General features: G+C 47.2%; 14 protein-coding genes. 5 read left to right on the top strand and 9 right to left on the bottom strand.

Annotation, left to right across the window (positions count from 1 at the left end; genetic code table 11):
• The first annotated feature begins 92 nt into the window (after positions 1-92).
• Both QUB77_RS10075 and QUB77_RS10070 read left to right on the top strand, forming a co-directional pair.
• Positions 93-1742, top strand: coding sequence for an ABC transporter substrate-binding protein (locus QUB77_RS10075; protein ID WP_333322998.1), 1650 nt, complete (start codon positions 93-95; stop codon positions 1740-1742).
• A gap of 160 nt (positions 1743-1902) precedes the next feature.
• A complete protein-coding gene (locus QUB77_RS10070; RefSeq protein ID WP_333171907.1) occupies positions 1903-2562 on the top strand; it encodes a pentapeptide repeat-containing protein in 660 nt (219 codons plus the stop codon).
• 463 nt (positions 2563-3025) lie between these two features.
• Here the strand turns inward: QUB77_RS10070 and QUB77_RS10065 are convergent, their stop codons facing one another.
• From QUB77_RS10065 to acnB, 4 genes are all read right to left on the bottom strand, one after another.
• Positions 3026-3406, bottom strand: coding sequence for a cupin domain-containing protein (locus tag QUB77_RS10065; protein ID WP_445251890.1), 381 nt, complete (start codon positions 3404-3406; stop codon positions 3026-3028).
• A 93-nt stretch (positions 3407-3499) separates the two neighbouring features.
• Entirely contained in the window at positions 3500-3913 is a 414-nt protein-coding gene (locus QUB77_RS10060; RefSeq protein WP_333322996.1) for a nucleic acid-binding protein, read from the bottom strand.
• 35 nt (positions 3914-3948) lie between these two features.
• Positions 3949-4362, bottom strand: a complete 414-nt coding sequence (locus QUB77_RS10055; RefSeq protein WP_333171904.1) for a hypothetical protein — start codon at positions 4360-4362, stop codon at positions 3949-3951.
• A 70-nt stretch (positions 4363-4432) separates the two neighbouring features.
• Entirely contained in the window at positions 4433-7048 is a 2616-nt protein-coding gene (gene acnB, locus QUB77_RS10050; protein WP_333322994.1) for a bifunctional aconitate hydratase 2/2-methylisocitrate dehydratase, read from the bottom strand.
• Between the two features lie 569 nt (positions 7049-7617).
• Here acnB and QUB77_RS10045 point away from each other — a divergent pair.
• Positions 7618-11673 (top strand): EAL domain-containing protein, encoded by a 4056-nt coding sequence (locus tag QUB77_RS10045; protein WP_333322992.1) that lies wholly within the window; start codon positions 7618-7620, stop codon positions 11671-11673.
• Between the two features lie 377 nt (positions 11674-12050).
• Here QUB77_RS10045 and QUB77_RS10040 read toward each other — a convergent pair whose 3' ends face one another.
• From QUB77_RS10040 to QUB77_RS10020, 5 genes are all read right to left on the bottom strand, one after another.
• Positions 12051-16610, bottom strand: a complete 4560-nt coding sequence (locus QUB77_RS10040) for a PAS domain S-box protein (RefSeq protein WP_333171899.1) — start codon at positions 16608-16610, stop codon at positions 12051-12053.
• Between the two features lie 879 nt (positions 16611-17489).
• Positions 17490-18443, bottom strand: coding sequence for a malate dehydrogenase (mdh, locus tag QUB77_RS10035; RefSeq protein WP_333171897.1), 954 nt, complete (start codon positions 18441-18443; stop codon positions 17490-17492).
• Positions 18444-18552: 109 nt separating this feature from the next.
• On the bottom strand, positions 18553-18768 hold the full coding sequence (locus QUB77_RS10030) for an NAD(P)H-quinone oxidoreductase subunit O (RefSeq protein ID WP_015178120.1): 216 nt from the start codon (positions 18766-18768) through the stop codon (positions 18553-18555).
• A gap of 187 nt (positions 18769-18955) precedes the next feature.
• On the bottom strand, positions 18956-19888 hold the full coding sequence (locus tag QUB77_RS10025) for a DNA-formamidopyrimidine glycosylase (RefSeq protein ID WP_333171895.1): 933 nt from the start codon (positions 19886-19888) through the stop codon (positions 18956-18958).
• A 2-nt stretch (positions 19889-19890) separates the two neighbouring features.
• Positions 19891-20274: a photosystem I reaction center subunit IV gene (locus QUB77_RS10020; protein ID WP_333171893.1), complete on the bottom strand. Its 384-nt coding sequence runs from the start codon at positions 20272-20274 to the stop codon at positions 19891-19893.
• A 613-nt stretch (positions 20275-20887) separates the two neighbouring features.
• On the opposite strand from QUB77_RS10020, the gene QUB77_RS10015 reads away from it, so the two are divergent.
• Positions 20888-22942, top strand: coding sequence for an ATP-binding protein (locus QUB77_RS10015; RefSeq protein WP_333171891.1), 2055 nt, complete (start codon positions 20888-20890; stop codon positions 22940-22942).
• A complete protein-coding gene (locus tag QUB77_RS10010) occupies positions 22939-25026 on the top strand; it encodes a beta-propeller domain-containing protein (protein WP_333322990.1) in 2088 nt (695 codons plus the stop codon). Before QUB77_RS10015 ends, QUB77_RS10010 begins: the two co-directional genes overlap by 4 nt.
• Positions 25027-25056: the final 30 nt, after the last annotated feature.

Here is a 25056-nt window from a genome sequence, read left to right as displayed (position 1 = left end):
ACAGGAGAATCTACCAATAAATCCGGTTTCTAGTCTAACAGTGCGTAAGTCCTGATAATATAATCAATAATTTGGAGTGTCAAAAAAAGACGATGAGAATCAACAAGCAGCAGCCTAAAATATTTATAAAACCTTCAGTCATTAAAGCGATAGCTCTGTTCTTTCTGTGCTGCTTGTTAACTGCAAGTTGTGGACAGGGGCCACGTCGATCGGTGAATGCGAGCGGCGAAAATGCTAATAACCGCGTTACTATTGGCACAACCTTGAAATTGCGGACGATCGACCCTGCGGACGGTTACGAAACCTTATCAGGACAATTGCTGCGAAATTTGGGCGACACTCTCTACACTTACAAGTCGGGAACTACAGAGTTAATCCCGCATTTAGCGACAGCAATGCCAAAAGTTAGCCAAGACGGATTGACATATACAATCCCCTTGCGTCAAGGAGTTATTTTTCACGACGACACACCGTTTAACGCCGCAGCAATGGAATTTTCCTTGCAGCGGTTTATCCAAAATGGTGGCAGTCCGGCTTTGTTGTTGAGCGATGCAGTGGAATCGGTGAAAGCCACGGGCGAATACGAATTAACTTTTCGACTCAAAAAGCCTTTTGCTGCTTTTCCTTCCCTGTTGACATTTTCCGGTATGTGTGCAGTTTCTCCAAAAGCTTACGAGATTGGGCAGGGTAAATTTAAACCCGATATTTTTGTGGGAACTGGACGTTACAAGCTGGCGAAGTACGGCAGCGATTCTCTTAAGTTTGACGTGTTTGACAAGTATTGGGGGGAAAAGCCAGTTAATCAAGGAATTGACATTTTGCTGCTTTCTAGTTCGTCAAATTTGTTCAATACTTTTCAGACTGGTGCAGTCGATGTGGCTTATTTGTCTCTGGATGCAGACCAAGTTCGCAGCTTGGACGAGGGAGCAAAAAAAGGGAAATGGCAGGAAATCGCGGGAGAAAGCAGTACGGTTAATTACATGACGCTGAATATGCAGTCTAAACCGCTGGATAAGTTAGAAGTGAGACAAGCGATCGCAGCACTGATGGATCGCCCGCTGATTAACGAGCGCGTACTGCAGGGACAAGCACAACCGCTTTACAGTCTGATTCCCACAACCTTGGACGTTCAAAAACCGGTTTTCAAAGAACTGTACGGCGACGCCAACACGGCAAAAGCCAAGGAACTTTTAACGAAAGCGGGATACTCGGCCACAAATCCTTTTGTTCTGCCAATTTGGTATGCTTCGGCTTCCAGAAAAAGAGCTTTAGTCGCGAGTACGATCGAGGCGCAAACTAAACTCAAAATGGACGGAATCATGCAGGTAGAAATTAACAGCGTTGAATCTCCGACTTTGTTTCAAAACATAGAGAAGGGAATTTATCCTGCGGTTTTAGTTGATTGGTCGGCCGACTTTTTTGACGCTGACAATTACATTCAGCCGTTTTTAGATTGTGCCACAGGTTCGGAGGCGGGCGGCTGCTCCAAGGGTGCAAGCCAAAGTCAGGGTTCGTTTTATTATAGCGATCGGGTAAATCAACTGATCGACAAGGAGCGCAAAGAAACAAACCCTCAAACCCGCAAAGCCATATTTGCCGAAATTCAAGACATACTGGGTAAAGATGTACCTTTCATCCCTCTTTGGCAGGATAAGGACTATACATTTGCTCAGAACAGCGTCGCCGGGGTCCGTCTCGAACCGACGCAATCTTTTCCTTTTTGGTTCCTGAAAAAGCAATAATTCTTTACAATAATTTTCTGGAGTTGAAACGTCAATAATTATTGCATATTTTGTGCACAACAGGGTGATGATTGTCACAGTTTATCAAAGAGACTGATCACCCTAACCTCTTTAATAATGTGGGATATTATTAAAGAGAGATTTTGCTGAGGGTGGGTATATGAAACTTGGAATTTTAACAACAACAGGGCTGCTGATTGCGATCGGTTGTGCCTCGGGAGTAAAGGCAGAAAACGTATCACACGTCAAGCAATTATTAGAAACTAAAAAATGTAGCCAATGTGACTTGACAGGAGCGCAGCTTGCTGGTATGAATCTGAGCGGGGCAGATTTGAGCGGTGCGAATCTAAGAGGTGCAAATTTGAACGGTGCAAATTTGGACGAAGCCAAACTGAATGAAGCAAATCTGAAACAAGCTAAATTGCAAGGTGCGAGTTTAATTGGGGCTAAAATGCACGGGGCTAATTTGGAGGGTGCTGATTTGAGCCGCGCTAATTTGAGTTTGGCGGGTTTAGTGATTGCTAGTTTAAAAAATACGAATCTCACCAGCGCTAATTTAATCGGCGCTAATTTAGAAAGCGCCAATTTGGCGGGTGCAAACCTGAGAAATGCTCGCCAGTCTATAGCGAATTTAGCGAATGTCAGCCTCAGAGGTGGCAGTTTGTCGGGAATAGACGTACAGGGAGTCAACTTGCGGGATGCAAATTTGACCAATGCAAATTTGAACGGTGCAAATTTGAACGGTTCGGACTTGACAGGTGCTAATTTAAAGAATGCCAATATGGCAAATGTAGATTTGCAAAACGCTTCTTTGCCGTAGGACGATCGCCAATTGCTATATCAAATTCTGGTGCTTAACAAACTTAATATAATAACGTAGGGGCAATTCTGAAATTGCCCCTACAGTTTTAATTGTAGGATTTATCTTGTTCCCGGTCGCTGCGTAGGTCAATCGATTTTAGATTTTAGATTTTAGATTTTAGATTTTAGATTTTAGATTTTAGATTTTAGATTTTAGATTTTAGAAGTGGGCCCACGGATAAATTCGGGGGGCAATTTTCATCGGAGACAGGTTTTTTATTTCTGGGTCCTGAGTCTGCGCGTTGGAATGAATTTGGGGCTTGTATCTTGGCTGCTTTCGGTCAATCGATTTTAGAGTTTAGAATTGAAGCATTGAGCCCACGGATAAATTCGGGGGCTTGTATCCTGGATGCTTCCGGTCATTATTCGGTGTGCGAAGCTTTTCCCTGGCGTTTGCGATTGCTTCATATTTGGATCTAGGATCAATCTGCCTCGTGAGCATCTTGGGCGAAGCGGATAATGTCATCATCGCCGAGGTATTCGCCATTTTGGATTTCAATCATCACCAGGGGAATAACGCCGGGATTTTCTACGCGATGAGCAGTATTCATCGGAACGTAGGTTGACTGTTTCTGCATGAGAATCGTCTCTTTGTCGTCGCAGATAACTTTAGCGGTACCGGAGACGACAACCCAGTGCTCGCTGCGGTGATAGTGCATTTGGGTGCTGATGTGGTGCCCAGGCTTGACTTCAATGCGATTGATCTTATAACGATCGCCCGCGTCTATGACTGTAACTTGGCCCCAGTAGCGGGTTTGTGTGCGATCGTCAATTGTTTCGGTTGTGTCCACTGTTTCCACCATGCTGTTTATCTCGCTAACGGTGTCTGTAAAAATATCTGTAGTTAAAAGTATATCAGGGATGGGGTAAGTGCGTAAGTGCGATCGATTTAAAGATTACTGAATTAGTCGCCACTCGCGAGCATCAGTAAATTGCGACCAATGTCCCACATTTGTTGTAGCAATTACCACATCATTGCCTTCACTTGCCTCCAATATTGCTTGAGCCGCCAAAATCACATCCCCGTCAAGTGAATTAGGTTCGGCTGTTGGTCTTCCTCTCATTCTCGAATCAGCCCACAACTGAGCAGCCAAAAGCATTACCTCTGTAGTCAAAGGACGGTATGTAAGGACATTCTTGAATAGGTCAAGTTTTCTGATACCTCTCTCTTTTCCCGCTCGAATCAATTCTCGCCGCACCTCATAGTCAGCAATTTCAGGCAGGATTACCATTTCGCCATTTTGTAGTAAGGAGTCTAGCCAAAGTTGGCATTCCAAATAAGGAGGTTTGGCTTGAGGGTTTGTTACCATCCCTAATGGACCAGAATCCAAAATAATTATTCTGCTCATTGAAACAAGGGTCGATTAGACATCAGATCTTCATTTATCACTTGTTCTAGATATTCCGCAGTTTCTTTTTGGTCTTGTTCGTCATCCTCTTCTCGCCACGATCGCAATAATTCAATTGCACCTTGATTTCTTTGTATCCGTTCCTCCAGCGACAGTTTAGTAATGTCTATTTTCTCAGGTGCGGGAACCTCCTCGGACAAGACTGGCTTTACTGTCACCGTTTCCATAAATAAGCGCATCATCTGGAGTAAGTTTGGCCAATATTCTCTGGGAGTTTGCTGAATTACGCGGAGAAATTCCGCGATCGGCTGGCTTAAGGGGCGATCGCTTTCTTTGTCTTCCACCGTAGGAGTTTCGGGAGCGGATTTTACTGTCCCTTGGCTTTCGCTGCTTAAAACTTGTTCGGACATAATTACTTTTTTCCTTTCTCTCATTTACTCATATTATAAACAAAGGGCGGGCAATTGCCCGCCCCACTTTTTACTTGCTCAACACACCATCGGGAATCCCCAAAATATCCTCAATGCGAGGCATATCTTCCAAAGCAATCACTCGCCCTTCATCCTCAAAACCAGCAATTTGATCGAAATTCAAATAGCGATACAAATCGCCAGCAAAAGGATCGATTCTCTTCGCCACAATCTCATTGTATTCTTGGACTGTGGGAATTCGACCTAACAGCGAACAAACGGCCGCCAATTCCGCTGAACCCAGATAAACTTGTGCATCTTTGCCCATGCGGTTGTTAAAGTTGCGAGTAGAAGTTGAAAACACCGTTGTCGCATCTTTAACCCGCGCTTGATTCCCCATACAAAGACTGCAACCAGGCATTTCTGTACGCGCTCCAGCGGCTCCAAAAATGCTGTAATAACCTTCTTCTTTGAGTTGCTGTTCGTCCATGCGAGTTGGCGGACAAATCCACAGGCGAGTTTTAACTTCTCCTGCACCTTCCAACACTTTCGCAGTAGCGCGGTAGTGACCGATATTTGTCATGCAAGAACCGACAAATACTTCGTCAACGCGATCGCCCGCAACCTCACTCAACAACTTAACATTATCCGGGTCATTGGGAGCAGCCACAATTGGCTCTTTAATCTCGTTCAAATCGATCTCAATTATCTCCACATATTCCGCATCAGCATCCGCCTCCATCAGCACCGGATTTGCCAGCCATTCCTCCATCTTCGCCACCCGGCGCATCATCGTCCGCGCATCTTGATAGCCCCGCGCCACCATGTTTTTCAGCAGCGCGACATTGGAGCGAATGTACTCGGAAACAGTCTCCACGCTCAATTTAATGGTGCATCCAGCGCAAGAACGCTCGGCCGTCGCATCGGTCAATTCAAAAGCCTGCTCAACCTTCAAATCGGGCAAACCTTCAATCTCCATAATCCGCCCCGAAAAGACGTTCTTCTTATTCTGTTTCTCGACGGTTAGCAAACCTTTTTGAATTGCCACATATGGAATTGCATTCACAACATCCCTGAGCGTTACTCCGGGCTGCAATTCACCTTTAAACCGCACTAAAACTGATTCCGGCATATCCAAAGGCATGACGCCCAAGGCAGCAGCAAAAGCCACCAATCCCGAACCCGCAGGAAAGGAAATTCCCAAAGGAAAACGAGTGTGAGAATCGCCGCCAGTTCCCACTGTATCTGGCAATAACATTCGGTTCAGCCAAGAGTGAATAATGCCGTCTCCGGGGCGCAAAGCTATGCCGGCGCGCTCTGCCATGAAATCGGGCAATTCATGGTGAGTTTTGACATCAACTGGTTTCGGATAAGCGGCAGTGTGGCAGAAACTTTGAATTACCAAATCGGCGCTAAATCCCAAACAAGCAAGTTCTTTTAATTCGTCCCGAGTCATTGGCCCGGTGGTATCTTGCGAGCCAACTGTTGTCATTACTGGTTCGCAAGATGTACCGGGACGAACCCCGGACAAACCGCAAGCTTTGCCTACCATTTTTTGTGCTAAAGTGAAGCCTTTTCCGGTATCGGCGGGAATAGTCGGGCGGGTAAAAATAGTGCTAGGTTCTAGTCCTAAAGCTGCGCGGGTTTTGTCGGTTAAAGTTCGTCCAATTAATAGCGGAATTCGGCCACCTGCGCGAACTTCGTCTAATATTGTGTCGGGTTTGAGGGTGAAGGTGGAGATAATTTCTCCGGCTTCGTTGGTGATTTCGCCTTTGTAGGGATGGATGGTAATTACCATTCCTGTTTCCATTTGGGAGACATCACATTCGATCGGCAAAGCGCCGGAATCTTCAGCGGTATTGAAGAAAATCGGGGCGATCGCACCTCCTAAAATATAACCGCCACTGCGCTTGTTCGGCACAAACGGAATATCATTGCCAATGTGCCAGAGCACAGAATTAATCGCCGATTTCCGCGAGGAACCGGTGCCGACAACATCACCAACATAGGCTACGGGATGACCTTTTTGCTTCAAGTCTGCAATGGTTTGCAAAGCCCCAGGCATCTTACTTTCGAGCATCGCCAAAGCGTGTAGGGGAATGTCGGGCCGCGTGGTAGCATGAGGTGCAGGCGACAAGTCATCAGTATTGGTTTCTCCAGGAACTTTGAAGACTGTCACGGTAATCGCTTCTGGCAACACAGGACGACCTGTAAACCACTCGGCATCCGCCCAAGAATCGACTACCTGCTTGGCGTAGGGATTGGTATCCGACAAAGCTATAACGTCGTGGAAAGCGTCGAATACTAACAACGTTTTGCTCAGTGCCCGGGCGGCGGTGGCGGGAATTGCGATTTCGGCAGTAGGATTGAGCAAATCGATTAAAGATTGGACGTTGTAACCGCCCATCATTGTCCCCAGCAGGTAAACTGCCCATTTGGGAGCAATTAGGGGGCTGTGGATTTCGCCTTTAGCAATGCCAGTTAAAAAACCAGCTTTGACGTAGGCGGCGCTGTCTACGCCTGGGGGGACGCGATCGCGCAATAATTCTATTAAGGTTTCTTCTTCTTGTGCCGGCGGATTTTTCAGCAGTTCACACAGTTCGGACGTTTGCTGGGCGTCTAGCGGCAGGGGTGGAATTCCCAAAGCAGCCCGTTCGGCAGCGGTACGGCGGTAAGATTCAAGCATTTCTCCTCTCTCCTCGGATAGTATTCGGTGGTGGTGTGTAGGTGACTTTACTTTTTAGATTAGGAGCTTCCGCTGCACATTGGGTAAAGTACCTCGCCATACATCAAAACTTAACGCAACTTTAAAAACAGTAGATTTTCATACCAAAGACAGATGTGGTCTCCACCGAGATTGCATGATATCAAACTCCAGCCGAGCAGTTTAGGGGGTTCATTGGCATTGTTGTGGTTAAGATTAATGTGTGGTGGGCTACTGTCGATCGTCCTCTGCATCCATCCCTGACAACTAAAGCTAGGGAAGCATTTGTCAATGAGCAATTATGCTCAGAATTTACTCGAATTGTGGGTACAAAACTCAGATTGACGCGATCGAGGAATCATGCCGAGGGCCATATATGCCCACCTACTCCCAAATCACGAATTTTCTACTCCTAGAAAAGCAGTTTTTTTGAGTAATCTTACTGGTTGACAAATGAAATTAAGTCTTCAGTTGTTACCAATGCTCTGCATCGGAAATCGTCATTTACCACAAGTTTAAAAAAGTTGTCCTGCTAATGGATCGATTAAAGAATGGAAAGTTTTATCCCTGAAAACTCTGAAAACTGTCACGGCTGGGTCTCCAAGCCAGACTTGTACAAAGAGCTGCAAGGAACCAAAGAATTACTGCTGACCATAGCTAACTCGATGCCGATACCCTTGATCGTCAGCAGTCTGGCGGACGGCACAATTCTTTATAGCAATGATTTATGCCGTCAGGCTTTCGGGTTCACAGGATTCAAGTCGATCGACCGCCAAAAAGCCGAAATACTCTACCACAAACCAGCAGAGCGCCAGGAATTGCTGTTGCGGCTCGCCCGCAACGGACACGTCCGCGAGACAGAAGTCCGGCTTAAAAAAGCTGACGGCACGCTGTTTTGGGCAAGTGTATCGATGCGGTATCTGACATTGGTGTCGGGGAAAGCTGTTCTGTCGGTGTTCAGCGACATTACGGATCGGAAGCGAGCGGCTGCCAAGGAGCAGGAATTGCTCACCTCAATCCACTCGCGGGCGCGCCAGCAAGCGGCCGTCGCTTACTTGGGGCAGCAGGCCCTGGCCGAAACAGATTTGTCTGCACTGATGGACAAAGCTGCGGTTTTAATTGCTCAAACCTTGGACGTTGATTATTGTCAGTTGTTAGAACTGTTGCCCTCTGGTCATGCTTTTCTGCTGCGAGCGGGGGTTGGCTGGCAGCCGGGCCTCGTCGGCAGCGCTACTGTTGCCGCTTCTGCCCGATCGCAAGCAGGTTACACATTGCTCTGGGGCGAACCGACAATCGTCGAAGATTTGCGGGTGGAAACGCGCTTTAGCGAGTTGCCGCTACTGCATAACCACCGGGCTGTCAGCGGCGTTACTGTAATTATTCCCGGCAATCGAGGACTGGGGAGCAACTGGGGACAAGCAGAACCAGCGAACAGTTCCTCCTCGCAGGCCTGGGGCATTTTGGGGGTTCATAGCAGCCAAAAGCGGGTTTTCAGTCAAGATGACGTTTATTTTGTAGAAGCGATCGCCAACGTGTTAGCTGCGGCGATCGAGCGCATTATATCGCAAGAGCGCTTACAAATGATGGAACGGGCGATCGAAAGTTGCAGCAACGGCATTGCAATCACCGACGCAACCGTTGCAGATAATCCGATTATTTATGTCAATCCCAGTTTTGAGCGGATTACGGGTTATCGCAGAGACGAGTTAATGGGGAAGAATTGCCGATTTTTGCAGGGTACAGACACTGACAGCCCCGCTGCCCAACAATTGCGAACTGCGATTGAAGAAGGCAGAGAATCTCAAGTTATATTACGCAACTTTCGGAAAGACGGCACGCCTTTTTGGCACGAACTGTCGATCGCTCCGGTTTACAACTCGCGGCGACACTTAACCCACTTTATTGGAGTACAAACAGACATTACCGACCGCCAGCGATCGGAAGAAGAATTATTTTTAAATTCTCAAGCTTTAGCAGCTTTTAGCGCTAATCTCAAACACTTGCACCGGATTACAACTTATCATTATCAAAACTTTGAAGAACGGGTTGACGATTATCTAACAGCAGGCTGTTTGATGTTTGGACTTTCTATGGGCATCCTGGCTGAAGTTGAAAACGAGAATTTTATTGTTCGAGCAGCGAAAAGCGATTTAGAATACTTCGTGCGAGGCTTAGAATTGAACCTCGGCGATACTTACTGCGCCGCAGTCATTAAACTTAACAAAACAGTTGCGTATTCTCATATAGGAGCAGATATTGAGATGCGCGAACATCCTGCTTATCAGAACTGCCAGGCGGAATCTTACATCGGAACGCCGATCTTTGTTAACAATAAAACTTACGGTACTTTGAGTTTTAGTTCGCGAGAAATAAAGCAAAGAAAGTTCAAGTACGAGGAAATAGAAATTATAGAATTGATGGCTCAAAGTATTGGCAAAATTCTGGCGGTTCACCAAATGGAAGTCGAACGCCAGCAAGCTGAAAAAGACCGATGCGAGTTAATAGTATCTCTCAAAGAAAGTGAAGAACGCTATCGCCGTTTAGTAGAACTATCTCCCGAAGCGATCGCCGTTCACAGTGAAGGAAAAATCGCCTACATCAATGCTGCGGGCGCTAAACTCCTCGGTGCGAATTCTCCCGAGGCGCTAATCGGCTTTCCGGTATTGCATTTCGTCCATCCAAACTATGTGGAAACAGCCAGAGAGCGCATTCGGCTAGTCGAGAAAGAAAATAAGCCTCTCGACCTTGCCGAACAAAAACTGATGCGGCTCGACGGACAAATAATAGATGTTGAAGTTGCCGGCATCCCCGCTACTTATCAAGGCTCAACCGCCGCCCAGATTATTATCCGAGATGTCACCGAGCGCAAGCGAGTAGAACGGGAACTGCTGCACGGCGCTTTTCACGATGCGCTGACAGGCTTGCCCAACCGCCTTTTGTTCCTAGACAGGCTAGGACAAGCCATCCGCCGATCCAATCAGTCCCCCGATTACAAATTTGGTTTACTTTTCCTAGATTTAGACCGCTTCAAAGTAGTTAATGATTCTTTAGGACACGTTTTAGGAGACAAACTGCTAATCGCCCTCGCCCAGCGACTGCAAACCTGCGTCCGAGTTTCTGATACCGTCGCCCGGCTGGGGGGAGACGAATTCACCATCCTGCTAGACCACATTCAGAGCCTCAGCGACGCCACCCTCGCAGCTAAAAAGATACAAAAAGAACTGACGAAGCCGTTTCATCTCGAAGGGCACGAAGTATTTACCACCGCTAGCATTGGCATTGTTTTCAGTCGAGGCGAAGCCACCGCCAGTGGCGCATCAAATTCGTACACTCACCCGGAAGAATTCCTACGCGATGCTGACATCGCTATGTACCGCGCTAAAGCTTTGGGTAAGGCCCGCCACGAAGTGTTTAATTTGGCGATGCACGACCAAACTATGTCGCTGTTGCAGTTAGAAACTGACCTGCGGTTGGCTATTTTGGGCAAGGAGGAATTAGGAGAGAGCAAGAATCAATGTTCGCACTTTATTGTGCACTACCAACCAATTGTTTCGATCGCCAGCGGTGCGATCGAAGGTTTTGAGGCTTTGGTGCGCTGGCACCACCCTGTTCGGGGTTTAGTTCCGCCGTCTACTTTTATCCCTGTAGCTGAAGAAACAGGTTTGATCGTGCCTCTGGGAGCCTGGGTGTTGCGGGAAGCTTGTCAGCAATTGCGGATTTGGCAAGAAATGTTAACTGAGGAAGAGAGAAGAAGTCCGATGGAAGTCGGAATAAGGAATGAACAAGTCCGATGGAAGTCGGCAACGGGCAATCTACAGGATTTAACTGATTTAACTGATACACGGAATGAGGAACAGGGAAGAACGAACAGGAAAGAAAGAATCGCTAAAAAATTACCAGTTCCCAGTTACCACTTCCCGATTACCGATTTCCACTCCCCAGTTCCCAATTCCCCATTCCCAATTCCCAATACTTCGGCTACTTCGGCTTCGCTCAGTACAAGTACGCTCAGTACAACTTCCCAGTTACCACTTCCCAATTTTAAATTACCAATTATTGATCCTTCGGAATTAACAATGAGCGTCAATCTTTCTCCTAAACAGTTAGGTTTCCCGAATTTAATCGATGAAATCGATGAAATTTTAGCAGAAACTGGCTGCGATCCGAGCTGTTTAAAATTGGAGATTACTGAAAGCGCGATCGTAGAAAATGTGAAAAAAGCCAATATTGTGCTAGCCGAATTAAAAGGTAGAAATATTCGATTGTCGATCGACGATTTCGGTACTGGCTATTCGTCTTTAAGTTACTTGCACCGTTTTCCGCTGGATACACTGAAGATCGATCGATCTTTTGTAAGCCGCTTGGGGGCTGTCGAAAATGGTGACGACGGGGGTCAGCCTTTGCAGATTGTGCGGGCGATCGTAACTTTGGCTCACAATTTGGGATTAAATGCGATCGCCGAAGGTGTAGAGACAGGCGAACAGTTAGCACAGCTTCGAGAACTCGACTGCGAATTAGCTCAGGGATATTGGTTTTCTAAACCTTTGGACAGTTCTGCCGTGACAGAAATGCTGATAAATCTCGGTAATAGAGCAATTATGGACTGAGTGAAGACATTTTTGCTACAAACTCACACTCTCAAAACTGATGCACCAGGGAATAAATGGTGCATCAAAATTACATTTTCGGTGATGATATCAAATCTGTTAGCATCGGAATTATTCATCTGCGTGAATCCGCGTTAATCTCTTGTCATCTGCGGCCCGATAAATTCTCTTTTTTGAACCGCAGATGAGGGCAGATTAACACAGATTAACGCAGATGAATTAGATTAATTCCGGTTGCACCGTCGATGATTGTTGACTATTGACTCGATTTTATCAAGACAATGCTACCGGATTTGAGATGGTTGAAAATTACCCAACTGACGCACCGTAATGTTTTCGCCCTTGCCAATTGCCGATTGCAACTTACCAATTCCCCATTAACAATTAGCTTTGAGGGGAATCTCGATCGCCAATTCTGTACCCTGTCCCGGCGAAGAAGTGCATTTGAGCGACCCGTTGTGTCTGTCTGTAACAATTTGATAGCTAATTGACAAGCCCATCCCAGTGCCTTTACCCACAGGTTTAGTGGTAAAAAACGGGTCAAAAAGCCGAGTGCCGACAGTCTCGGGTATTCCCGGCCCGTTGTCAGCAATCCGAATGATTACCTTGCCCGCTGGCGATATTTCAGTGCGGATGCGGATGTGGCTGGGCTGTTCCCGCATTTCCTCAGCAGAACGGCGCAGATCCCGTTCTTCCAAAGCATCCAAAGCATTGCTCAAGATGTTCATAAATACTTGATTTAACTGTCCGGCATAACATTCTACTAAGGGCAAATTGCCGTATTCTTTAATCACCTCAATTTCTGGATGATTGTGTTTAGCTTTGAGCCGGTGCTGCAAAATCATCAGGGTACTATCTATGCCGTCGTGGATGTTGACTGCTTTCTTTTCGGCTTCGTCCATGCGGGAAAATGTGCGAAGAGAAGCAACAATTTGTTGAATTCTGTCTGCACCGACTTTCATTGAGGAAAGCAACTTTGGCAGGTCTTCCATCAGAAAGTCGAGTTCAATAGCTTCTACTTCCTCTTGAATTTCCGGGACTGGATCGGGATAGTGGTTTTGATAAAGTTCGATCAGGTGCAGCAAGTCTTGAGTATAGTCGTTGGCGTGGGTGAGATTGCCGTAAATAAAGTTAACTGGGTTGTTGATTTCGTGGGCAACTCCTGCCACAAGTTGACCGAGACTCGACATTTTTTCATTTTGAATTAACTGCGATTGAGTGCTGGTTAATTTCTGCAAGGTTTGCTCTAATTCGAGAGCTTTATTGCTAGTTTGGGCGTAAAGATCGGCTTGGTTGAGGGCGATCGCCAATTGAACTGTAACCGCTTGCAACAATTCTACTTCGCTGTCGCTCCAATGTCGCACAGAAGCGGAGTGGGAGCAGGTAACAACACTCACGACTCCCGAAAGTGCCTGCATGGGAATTGCCAATATAGATTTGTAGCCCATAAAACTAAGAGACTTTCTCCAAACAGTGTCTGCGATTGCTCCGACATCATCGACTTGCAGCGTTTCTAGACGCAAGACAGTTTCTCCTAAAGCACCGAAGTCAGAAGCTTTATAGCGACCTGTTAAATCTGGAAGTTGGGGGAGGCGAGATTCTTTAATAATTTCCCAGAAAGGTTCCTCCCCGTCGCAGCGATACCAGCTAAAGTTGCAACGATCGATCTGCATGAAAGCGCGAATTTCTTGGACTGCGACAGCAATAATGCTGTCAAAATCGAGGGAATTGCGGATTTGAGTAGTGAGGTTGTTGAGCAATTTTTCTCGATCGGCCTGCTGTCTGAGTCGGGCTTCCGATCGCCTCAAGGCAATTTCTCCCTGCTTGCGATCGGTAATATCTTCGGTGACAGCTAATAGATATTGCGGTTTGCCATCAGCATCGAGGATTGATGTTTTCTTGGTATGAAATATCCGCGTTTCTCCCTGCCTCGTTTCAATCTCTTCTTCGGCGATTTCTACAATTTGCCGGTTGTTGAGCACTTCCCGGTCTTTGGTGGTGAAAAAATTAGCTTGTTCTGTTGGGAAAAAGTCGTAATCATTTTTGCCAATCACTTCTGCTGCACTGAAACCGAGTAACTGTTCAGCTACTGGGTTCCACAGTACAAATCGCAGTTCTTGGGCATCCTTGGCAACCACTCCTACGGGTATGGTTTTGAGTACGGACTCCATAAACTGTTGGGCGTGTTGGAGTTCTGCTTCTGCCTGTTTGCGATCGCTAATATCTCGGACGTTGGCAATGATGCTGAGATTGCCGTTAAGATGAATTCTAGACAGGGCAATTTCTGCATCAAAAGTTGAACCGTCGTTGGGACGCCTCGCTTTCCATTCCACGCGACCTGTTCCGCCGGCTAATACTCTTTCCCAAAGTTCTTCCATTTTCTCAATGGGATTGTCGCCACTTGAATAGTCATTTTTAAGTGATAATTTTGTTGCTTGTTCCAGGCTCACTCCGTACATTTCTAACATTCGATTGTTGACATCGAGAATGTTGCCTTCTAAATCGTGAATGAAGATAGCATCGTAGACATTGTTAAATATAATTCGCAGGTTTTGCTCGGAAACTTGCAGCGCTGCTTCTGCCTGTTTGCGATCGCCAATTTCTTGTTCTAATTGCGTGACGGCTTGGGAAAGTTCGGCCGTGCGCTCGCTCACTCTGTCTTCCAACTCGGCTGCTGCTTGCCGCAGTGCTGCTTCGGCGACTTTGCGATCGGTAATGTCGATCGCCGCACCGAACAGTTTTACCACCTTGCCGTTCACATCGGTTTCGGCTTGACCCACGGCGTTCACGTGTCGCAAGATGCCGTCGGGACGGTAAAGGCGAAAGTCAAAATCAAAAGGGATGCCTGTTGCGAGTCCCCGCTGCACTTGGGTTTCCCACAATTCCAAATCTTCTGGATGAATCAGAGCTACCTGTTCGGCTATGTTGGGCGCAAAGGCGGCCGGTTCGAGCCCGAAGATGCGGAAGAGTTCCTCCGACCAAGTGATGGTTCCGGTGGCTGCGTCGAGTTCCCAATTACCGACGTGGGCGAGCCTCTGGGCTTCTTTGAGCTGCCGCTGGCTGTTGCGGATGGCGGTTTCGGCAACTTTGCGATCGGTGATGTCGAGCAAAACGCCGCAAAATATTATTTCGCCGGTTTCGCTGCGGGTGGGCATGGAGTCGCCCTGCCACCAGCGAATCTCACCGTCGGGCTTGACTAACCGCCCTTCGTAGTGCCAGGGACAAAGATTTTCTACGGCTTCGTTGACGGAAGCGAGGTGGCTTTCCGAGTCTTCGGGGTGGATGCGAGAAATGAATGTATTTAAGTCTCGCGTCATTTCTGCTGCTGTGACGCCCGTGAGATCGAAGATGCGATCGCTAACGTAGTCAACTTGCCAAACTCCGCCGCGGTTGCAAAACTGGAACAGAGCTCCGGGGATGGTGGCCGCGATCGTCCGGAACCTGGCTTCGCTGGCACTGAGGGCGGCAAAAGTCTGGCGCAGTTCTGCCGTGCGTGCTTCTACTCTGCGCTCTAGTTCTGCATTGGCGTGTTGTAAGGCTGCTTCTGCTCGCTTGCGATCGGTAATGTCGGCGGCTGTACCGGTGGTGCCTAGGAAGTTTCCGGTTTCGTCGTACAGGGCGATGGCGTTGAACATCAAATGTTTCATGCTGCCGTCTTTGGCTATGTGGGTGCTTTCGTACTGGAAAACTGATTCTCCGGCAAACAGGCGGGCGAAAACTTCTAAATCTTTCTGGCTTTGTTCGGGTGCCGCAAAGTCGGAGAACGGCCTACCGATCATTTCTTCTGGTTCGTAACCGTAGATGTACTTAACTGCTGGGTTGACGAAGGTGTAGCGCCCGATCGCATCGACCGACCAAATCATGTCTTGGGAGGTTTCTACCAGGCTGCGGTATTTGGTTTCGCTGGCTTTGACGGCTTCTTCTGCTTGTTTGCGTTCCGTCATGTCGCGGGAGACACCGACAGTCATGACGATTTGGCCGTCGGCGTTGCGGATCGGTGTTTTGACAGTGCTGAACAGCCGCACTTTTCCGTCGTAGCGCGTCACCGGTTCTTCGGAAATTTGCAGAGTCTGTCCGGTGTCAAATACGAAGGCGTCATCTCTGACGTACTGGAGAGTATTGTCGGGATCGGCGAAAGGTGCGTCTACGATGCCTTGAAGTTCCTCTTCAGTCATGCCGTAATAGTGGCGGAACGCTTGATTTGCCCAAACAATTTTGGATTTGGGGCCTTTGACTAATACCATATCGGCGATCGAATCGAGAATTTGGTGATATTTTTGCTCGCTGTCGCGGAGTTTCTGCTGTGCCGCTTCGATTTCTGCTAATTGCCTCTGGGTTTGCAAGTGCAGTTCGGCTTGGTGGATAGCAACTGCTAAATGGTCGCCTACTTGTCTGGCAAATTCGATTTCGTCTTCTTGCCACTGGCGGGGTTGACCGCAGGAGTGAATGCACAGCAATCCCCACAGGTGCTGGCCTTGCAGTAGGGGTACGACTAAGTTGGCTCGGATTTGAAATCGCTTGAGGATTTTGAGGTGACAAGGGCTCAACCGGGCTTTGTAAATGTCCGTGACTGCTTGAACGTATCCTTTGGCATAGTTGGCGGCAAATTGTTCGCCGAAACAGTAGTCGCGGACTCTGGTTCCCAAAGATGGGCTGTATTGGGGCAGTACGTCTTCGGACACTACTTCGCCTTCATTCCATTCGGATTCGGGAAAGAAGCGGTAGACGGCGACTCGATCGGCATTTAGGAGTTGCCGAACTTCGGTGGCTGTGATTTTGAATATTGTTTCTAAGTCTAGGGATTCACGAATTTTGCTAATAACTCCCATCAGCGCTTGCAGCTTTTTGAACCAGGTTTGAGACTGCGTTTGTCTTTCTAGGTGAGCTAGTTTCTCGCGCAGGTTGCTGACTTCGTGATACAGGTATTCATGAAACATAATGCTTTTTTTTTAGTTATTTTGCGGTTTGGTATCGAGGTTGATGGCATCTCAATAGCGCTCTGCAAGTTGAGCCTGGTAACTCAAAAAGGTAAAGAACATATTCTCCTCCTTCTGCTAGCACTTAGCGGCTACTCACGTTGCATTTCCGTATTTTTTCGAGATTTGCAGGTCAATCGACCATCTTAGCTCCCGTATATTTACTGAAAAAAGGCATAACTTGCTACGTCATAAATTGTCAATTATTGAGAATTAGGATAACAAAACTTACACATAAACCCGGTTTATTAAGGTAATTAACTCAGGTAATCTCCGAAAGTATAACGAAGAAACCCGCTTCCCTGGCGCGATCGGGAGGAGCGTCCCTGACTAATTTTGACATTTTTTTTGCTCGCCTTCGGTTGAAATTGTCACCTTTTTATTATTACCGCCAAAAGGATAAATTTCCTATAAACTCACATTTCGGTTTCTACCTTTAAAGTGCAACCTGTGGTTCTGCCATACTATTGCGAGTGAGAGATAACCCTAAACCCACTGCGTGTTGGTTTAGTAAAGAAAACTGGGAAGATTATTGTTGAAAATTTAAGAGAAATTCCGATGCCCTTGTCGCGAATAAAAAATTTAACTGCGTATGTCAATTTTTGCTTTTTTACCAAATTTGTGAGAGTACAATATTGTGTTTATCGAACGGTTATTTTTTACCCTTTTTTCTGCTTTTAAAATACAGCATAACAAGCATGATTAATAATATTTATCAAAGCGAGGTTGAAATCCGATCAGCAAACTTCCGACATATATATCGCACTCTCATACTCAATATAAATTATTATATTGAAGCGACGAGCGATCTGCTGCTGCGATCGACGAACTGCTACAAACTTAAGAAGCCTTTTGCAGTATTGCCTTCGCTTCCTCAATATTTTGGGCAACTAATTTTCCCGACTCGATAAAGGCTGTTCTTTCAGTATCGCTGAGTTCGAGTTCCACTATTTGTTCGACTCCCTGATCTCCCAAGCGGCAGGGCACTCCTAAAAAGATATCTTGCACACCGTATTCGCCGTGCAAATAAACGCAGCAAGGCAAGAGTCGCGACTGATTAAATAAAATAGATTCTACCATCAAACAGACAGCAGATGCGGGTGCAAAATAAGCACTACCCGTCTTCATCAATTCTACAATTTCTGCGCCGCCGTGGCGAGTCCGCTGTACAAGTCGATCGATCGCCCCAGCATCCATAAGTTGATTGATGGGAATACCGTTGACAGTAGAATAGCGGGGCAAAGGAACCATCAAATCGCCGTGAGAACCGATGACAGTTGCATTGATTTCAGCAATTGAAACGCCCAATTCCATTGCTATAAAAGTTTCAAAGCGGGCAGAGTCGAGAACTCCCCCCATCCCCATGACTCGGTGTTTTGGCAAATCCGCAGCTTCCCAAGCTAAATAAGTCATGATATCTAGGGGATTTGTGACTGTGATTAAGATTGCTTCGGGAGAATGCTCGATCGCCTGTTTTGTGGCTTCGGTGACAATTCGAGCATTGATTTTAATTAAATCTTCCCGATTGATACCGGGTTTGCGCGGCACTCCGGCGGCAATTACTATGATATTTGAGTTTGCTGTATCTGTATAATCATTTGTACCGACAATTTGGCGATCGTGGCGTTCGACTCCCCTGGCTTCCATCAAATCCAAAGCAACGCCCTGCGGCCAACCCTCCACAATATCTAGCAATACTACATCTGCCAGATTTTTCTCAGCAATTCGCTGGGCTAAGGTACTGCCCACTTTGCCTGCACCAATAATTGATACGCGGTTTGATGGAGAATTCATTGGATTTTAGATTTTAGATTTTAGATTTTAGCAATCAGCTTAATTGGGGAAAGGTGCGCGGTGTGCACCCTTCGCTACATTAAGAGCAGTGATGTTTAGTTTTGGTGACTTACTTAAAATCTTCGAGTTGATCTACCCGCAGCCAAATATTGGGAGTGGGAACTTTGCCAAATTTGACGAAGGCATAGTCGCCGCGAACATCCATCACTTCGCCCTTTGTTTCAAATATATACGAGGAAAAGCGCTGGTCGCTGGCTTTGGCTTCTAGACTGTTTTCCAATTTTTCGCGTACAGCGCGAACTATACTGCCTTTCTTGATTGCCATAACTTGCTTTGTTTAGTTTAAAAAACTATACAAATTTTAATCTAGATTTGGCTTGAAAGTCACTCTGCGATTGAAATGGCTACTAAAAAAACGAAGCCCGCCTACACGGACTAAGGAATAAAGGGGTGCGATACGTGGGGTAAATCTAAAATCTAAAATCTAAAGCCTAAAATCCATTCACTGCTTCCTATATCTGACAAATGGGGCAAAAATGAGTCGATCGCCCTGCTAATTTTATACGTTCGATGGTTGTGGAGCAAGTGCGGCAGGGTTGACCGGCGCGATTGTACACCCAAGCGACGCCGCCGTAGTTGCCGTTGACACCTTGGACGTTGAGAAAATTGCTAAAAGTGGTGCCACCGGATGCGATCGCCTTCTGTAAAACTTGAATAATAGCTGTATGGATGCGCCCAATTTGCTCTGCGGTCAAATCCGCGCACAGAGTTGTGGGCATCACTCCCGACAAAAACAAAGTTTCGTCTGCGTAAATATTGCCCAAACCAGCTATCAGTGCTTGGTCTAGCAAAGCTGTTTTAATTGGTCGCGCCCGCCGGTGCAGCTTGCGGGTCAAATATTCTGTTGTAAACTCGTCGGAAAACGGTTCGGGCCCTAAAAGTTTCAGACCGATGACTGTGCTGGAAACCTCGGTTTCTTCAGGCACGTACCACATTTGCCCGAAGGTGCGCTGGTCTACAAACCGCAATTCTTGGTTTCCTTCAAAGAATAGCCGCACTCGCGCGTGTTTTTGCAGGGGTTCGGATCTGTTCACCCACAGCAGTTGTCCGGTCATCCGCAGGTGAACGCCCAACCAGCCGGCTTTTGAGGGAAGGAGGAAGGAAGAAGGAAGAAGGGAAGAGCTTGGAGTTCGATCCCTAGATTCTTCCCCTTTCCGTTTTTCTCTTTCTCCTTCTGGGAATTGAGATAGTTCTGCCAGGAGGTATTTGCCGCGTCTGTACCAGCGGGCGATCGACTTTCCTTTGAGTTTTGTCAAAAAATCGGTCGCAGAGATTGAGCGGGCGATCGTGCTGTTTAACAACACGTCCCCGCCCAACATTTCTCGATCGAGGGTTGCTTGATTCAAGCCCCGGCAAATAGTTTCAACTTCTGGCAGTTCTGGCACAATTAGCGTTGTTCTGTTCCTTGACCTTGAGGCGAACCTTGGACAGTGCCGGGGGTTTCGGAGCCCGCTTTGCTGTCCGCGGTAGTTTTCGGCTGCTGCGAGGGGCTACCCTGGCCGGTTTGCCGAGTTTTCTCGTCGAGGGTGGTTTGTTTGCCGCCGGAAGCTACTGGAGTCCCTGTTTTCGCTTTTGCTTTGGGTGCTGCCACTTCGACTAATTCGCTTTGGGCGTAGTTGTTAGTGTTGACGCCTGCATAATTTACGCTGTTAAAGCGAACGATAACTGGGTATTTAATGCCGCTTTGGTCTACCGTAGCAACGGTGCCCACTTCTTGATACCAGTAGGATTCTTTGCGGAGAATCCGAACTGTAGAACCGCGTTGAACCATGAGCTTTGTTTCCTTTGCGATGAATAAACGGATAAAGCCATTTTTTTTACTTTAGTCGATCGCGCGACGCATTTAAAGTCGGCAACGGAATTTTTACCTCCCACGCCGTTTTTTGGTTGCTGGTTTGTAAAGAAAGGTAAAGTTGTTTTGAGGGCGATCGCTGGATAGGAAAAATAAATAAACAGATATTATCCGTTATATACAAGCAGTGCGATCGGGTTGATAAAAAAGTTTACAAATCCGATTTTGTGGGTGGCGGGCGGGATGCCCAGCCATAAGAGGAGACGGCAGTGCCGTGTCCCTACAATTAATCGGGGCTCGTTTGATCGGAGAAAACGGGTGGGATGCCCAGCCGTAAGAGGATACGGCAATGCCGTGTCCCTAAAATTAATGGGGGGATGGTGACATTTATCAGGGAGGGCAATCGATTATTTTAGGGTAGGGAAACGGCACTGCCGTGTCCTCGATAATTAATCGGGTAATGGATTATTTTGATGTAGGGAAACGGCATTGCCGTGTCCGAATTTGCCGTTTTGTCGATTTGCTTAATCAATCTTGTATTTAATTATCTGGCCGCGCTAAAGTATTGCAAAGTGCGGGGAATATTTAAAGTATGTCGTTAATTGATTTAGGTAATACTAAAGTTAGGGTTCTTGGATGGAGTGCGGTGATGGGTGTTGCGCCAATGATTGCCAGCGCGATCGCCAATCCGGGAGTGACAGCAGCATTGGGTGTGATGGCCAATCCCGTCGTTGGGGGCATTTCGATTTTAGCAACGATCGCGGGCGGTATTGCGGGGAATATGGCGGCTAACGAGTTGGGAAATCTGATGACCGAAAAGTTGGCAAAAAATCCGAATATTCTTGACAATCACGATTTGATTAAGGCGGCGGGTGAGGTGATCGGCTATCTTTTGAAAGAGGTTGCGAAGTCGGATGAGTTAATTGCGATCGCCAAAACCAAAAATTTGCCCTCTCCAGAACAGGCTTTAGATCGATTAGCCGAGAAGACTCCTGAATATTGGCTGAACATTAACACACAAACGGCTGATTTGTCAAGGGGTTTAAATATTTCGGAAGAGCAACTGACTCTGATTTTTTCGGCGGATGCTGCGGAGTTCGATCGAGTTACGGGATTGACACCGGAAGATTGGGCAAAATTCATCGGGGAATTCGCCGCCAGCGAGGGGAAATCCTTTGATGCAGAAATCGTGGATTTTGTGGCGCAAAGACTCTACGAAAGATTTCCGCAGGCGTACCGGGAAGTGCTGAAACAGGATGCGGCGCAGGGAGGAGAAAAGTTTGCGGCGATGCTGTTGAATCTGCACCAAATTGCTTTGGCGGATCTCAAGGATTTGGGGCTGCAAAATCGGGAGATTCTGGACAAGTTGGAGGGGGTAGCAACTCGCGAACAGATTTGTCAAGTGATGGCGAAATTGGGCGCGATCGAAGTTGAAATCCGCGACGATTTGGCGCAGATTCGGGCATTGCTGCAAAGATATATCGATCCTGCTGCGCCGCGTTTGCCGATTCCTGTGAAGTCTGAGACGATTATTCAGGACAGAATTAAAGACTTTACCGGTCGGAAATTTGTGTTTGAAGCAATTAACGAGTTTCTGAAGACAAAGCAAAAAGGCTATTTTGTTTTGGAAGCGGAACCTGGTGTTGGGAAAAGCGCGATTATGGCAGCCTGTGTGGTGATGTTGAAGCGACGCTGCGTTACTCATTTCAACTCGCAACCGGACGGAATTATCAGCGCTGAAACTTTTTTGGAAAATGCTTGCACTCAGTTGATTGAAGGTTTTGGCCTTAAAGATAAGTATCCGCGACTGCCGGAAAATGCCCTAAAAAATAACAATTTTCTAGGCGATTTGCTGAAGGAAGTTAGCGCTAAGTCTAGCAGGGATAAAAAAATAATTTTTGTTGTGGATGCGCTGGATGAAGTTGATTTGAAGTTGCAAAGTAGCGGTAGCAATGTTTCGTATTTGCCTAATGATTTGCCGGATAACGTTTATTTTATTGTTTCCAAGCGACCGGAATTTCTGCCAATGCCGGCAGCTAACCGGACAGTTTTTGATTTGATGAAATACGATGCAAAAAGTCTCGAAGATGTCGAGGATTATCTGGCAAAACGCACGGAGAGAAGCAAGTTAATTCAGGATTGGATTAAGTGTCGAAATTTGCAGCGGGAACAGTTTGTGACGGCGGTAGCCGAAAAAAGCGAAAAGAAATTTATCTACCTCCGCCACGTACTTGATGAGATTGAAGGCGGCACATACAATGATGTGAATTTAAATGATTTGCCAGCGGGTTTGGAGGAATATTATCAAAAACACTGGGGACAGATGAAAGGCAGGGAAGGCGATCCTCTGCTGGACTTGAAGATTAGGATTATCTATTTCCTGTCGCAAGCTGAGGAAGCAGTTTCTTGTCGCTGGTTGGCTAAATCTGCCGGCGAGGAAAATGTGATGAAAGTACAGCAGGTGGTCGTAAAATGGAATTCGTTTTTGCGACAGGAGAAAGTAGGGAAGGAAACTCGATACACTATCTATCACAACAGTTTTCGGCAGTTTCTTGAAGCGGATGAAACCGTGCAGTCGGCTGGACTAACACTGGAAGATATTAATGATGACATTAGTGATAACTCTACAGAAGGAGCGCCGCTATGAGCGAATTAGGTGTGTGGTTGGCGCAGCAGTGTCAGGAAGATCAAGATTTGCTGCTGAAATACCAACCGAAGAGATTTGCGAAAGGGGGGAAGGTTGACCGTTATTGTGCTTGGTTGACGGATTTCGGTTTTATTGAGATGAAACTGGAATTTTTGGGGGTACAAGCGCTAATTGAGGATTACGATTTGGCGAGATTTTCTGATGTTTTGCTGTCGGAGGAGCAAGGTCAAACTCTGAGATGGATTCAAGGGGCAATCCGCAAGTCGGCGCACGTTTTGGATCAGGATAAAACGCAACTGGTAGAGCATCTGTGGGGGAGATTGTTGGATTTTGAAATACCCCAGATTCAGGGGTTGCTGGAACAAGCAAAGCAGTCGAGAGATCGTCCTTGGTTGCGGCCTGTGAGGGCTAATTTAGAGCGGGCAAATGAAGGTGCGCTGCGGACGCTTGTTGGTCATAGTTCCTTGGTAAATGCAGTGGCGATCGCACCCGACGGAAAAACAGCGATTTCCGCATCTTCGGATAAAACCCTGAAAATCTGGGACACCGAGACAGGCCGGGAACTGAAAACTCTCACGGGTCATAGTTCCGAGGTAAGTGCAGTGGCGATCGCACCAGACGGCCAAACCGCGATTTCGGGTTCCGGGGATAATACCCTGAAAATCTGGGACACCGAAACAGGCCGGGAACTGAAAACTCTCACCGGTCATAGTTCCTTGGTACTAGCAGTGGCGATCGCACCCGACGGAAAAACAGCGATTTCCGCATCTTCGGATAAAACCCTGAAAATCTGGGACACCGAGACAGGCCTGGAACTGAAAACTCTCACGGGTCATAGTAGCTGGGTAACAGCAGTGGCGATCGCACGCGACGGTAAAACAGCGATTTCCGCTTCAAGGGATGATACCCTGAAAATCTGGAACACCGAGACAGGCCGGGAACTGAAAACTCTCACGGGTCATAGTTCCGGGGTAAATGCAGTGGCGATCGCACCCGACGGTAAAACAGTGATTTCCGCATCTTCGGATAAAACCCTCCTGAAAATCTGGGACACCGAGACAGGCCGGGAACTGAAAACTCTCACGGGTCATAATAAGTCGGTAAAAGCTGTGGCGATCGCACCCAACGGTAAAACAGCGATTTCCGCTTCCGAGGATTCTACCCTGAAAATCTGGGACACCGAGACAGGCCGGGAACTGAAAACTCTCACGGGTCATAGTAAGTCGGTAAATGCTGTGGCGATCGCACCCAAAGGTAAAATAGCGATTTCGGCTTCCAATGATAAAACCCTGAAAATCTGGGACACCGAGACAGGCCGGGAACTGAAAACTCTCACGGGTCATAATAAGTCGGTAAAAGCTGTGGCGATCGCACCCAACGGTAAAACAGCGATTTCCGCTTCCGAGGATTCTACCCTGAAAATCTGGGACACCGAGACAGGCCGGGAACTGAAAACTCTCACGGGTCATAGTAAGTCGGTAAATGCTGTGGCGATCGCACCCAAAGGTAAAATAGCGATTTCGGCTTCCAATGATAAAACCCTGAAAATCTGGGACACCGAGACAGGCCGGGAACTGAAAACTCTCACGGGTCATAGTAAGTCGGTAAAAGCACTGGCGATCGCACCCAAAGGTAAAATAGCGATTTCCGTTTCATGGGATACAACCCTGAAAATCTGGGACACCGAGACAGTCCGGGAACTGAAAACTCTCACGGGTCATACTCGCGATGTAACAGCAGTGGCGATCGCACCCGACGGTAAAACAGCGATTTCCGCTTCATACGATAAAACCCTGAAAATCTGGGACACCGAGACAGGCCGGGAACTGAAAACTCTCACGGGTCATAGTAACTCGGTAAATGCTGTGGCGATCGCACCGGATGGACTCACAGCGATTTCGGCTTCAGAGGATAATACCCTGAAAATCTGGGATTTGCTCACAGGTAAAGAGGTTGCTAGTTTCAGCGGAGATAGTACATTTTATGGCTGTGCTTTTGCGCCTGATGGAGTGACAGTTGTAGCGGGGGATGTGTCGGGCCAGGTGCATTTCCTGCGTTTGGAAGGAGTTAGCGGCGGGCGATAATCAAATTTTTGTGTTTGGAGGGGCGAGCTA

Origin of the sequence: Microcoleus sp. AT9b-C3, assembly GCF_036705485.1 — a bacterium.
In the GTDB taxonomy this organism is placed as follows: domain Bacteria; phylum Cyanobacteriota; class Cyanobacteriia; order Cyanobacteriales; family Microcoleaceae; genus Microcoleus.
The sequence above is the reverse complement of the archived record's forward strand: the minus strand, read 5'-3'. Positions and strand labels throughout refer to the sequence as shown.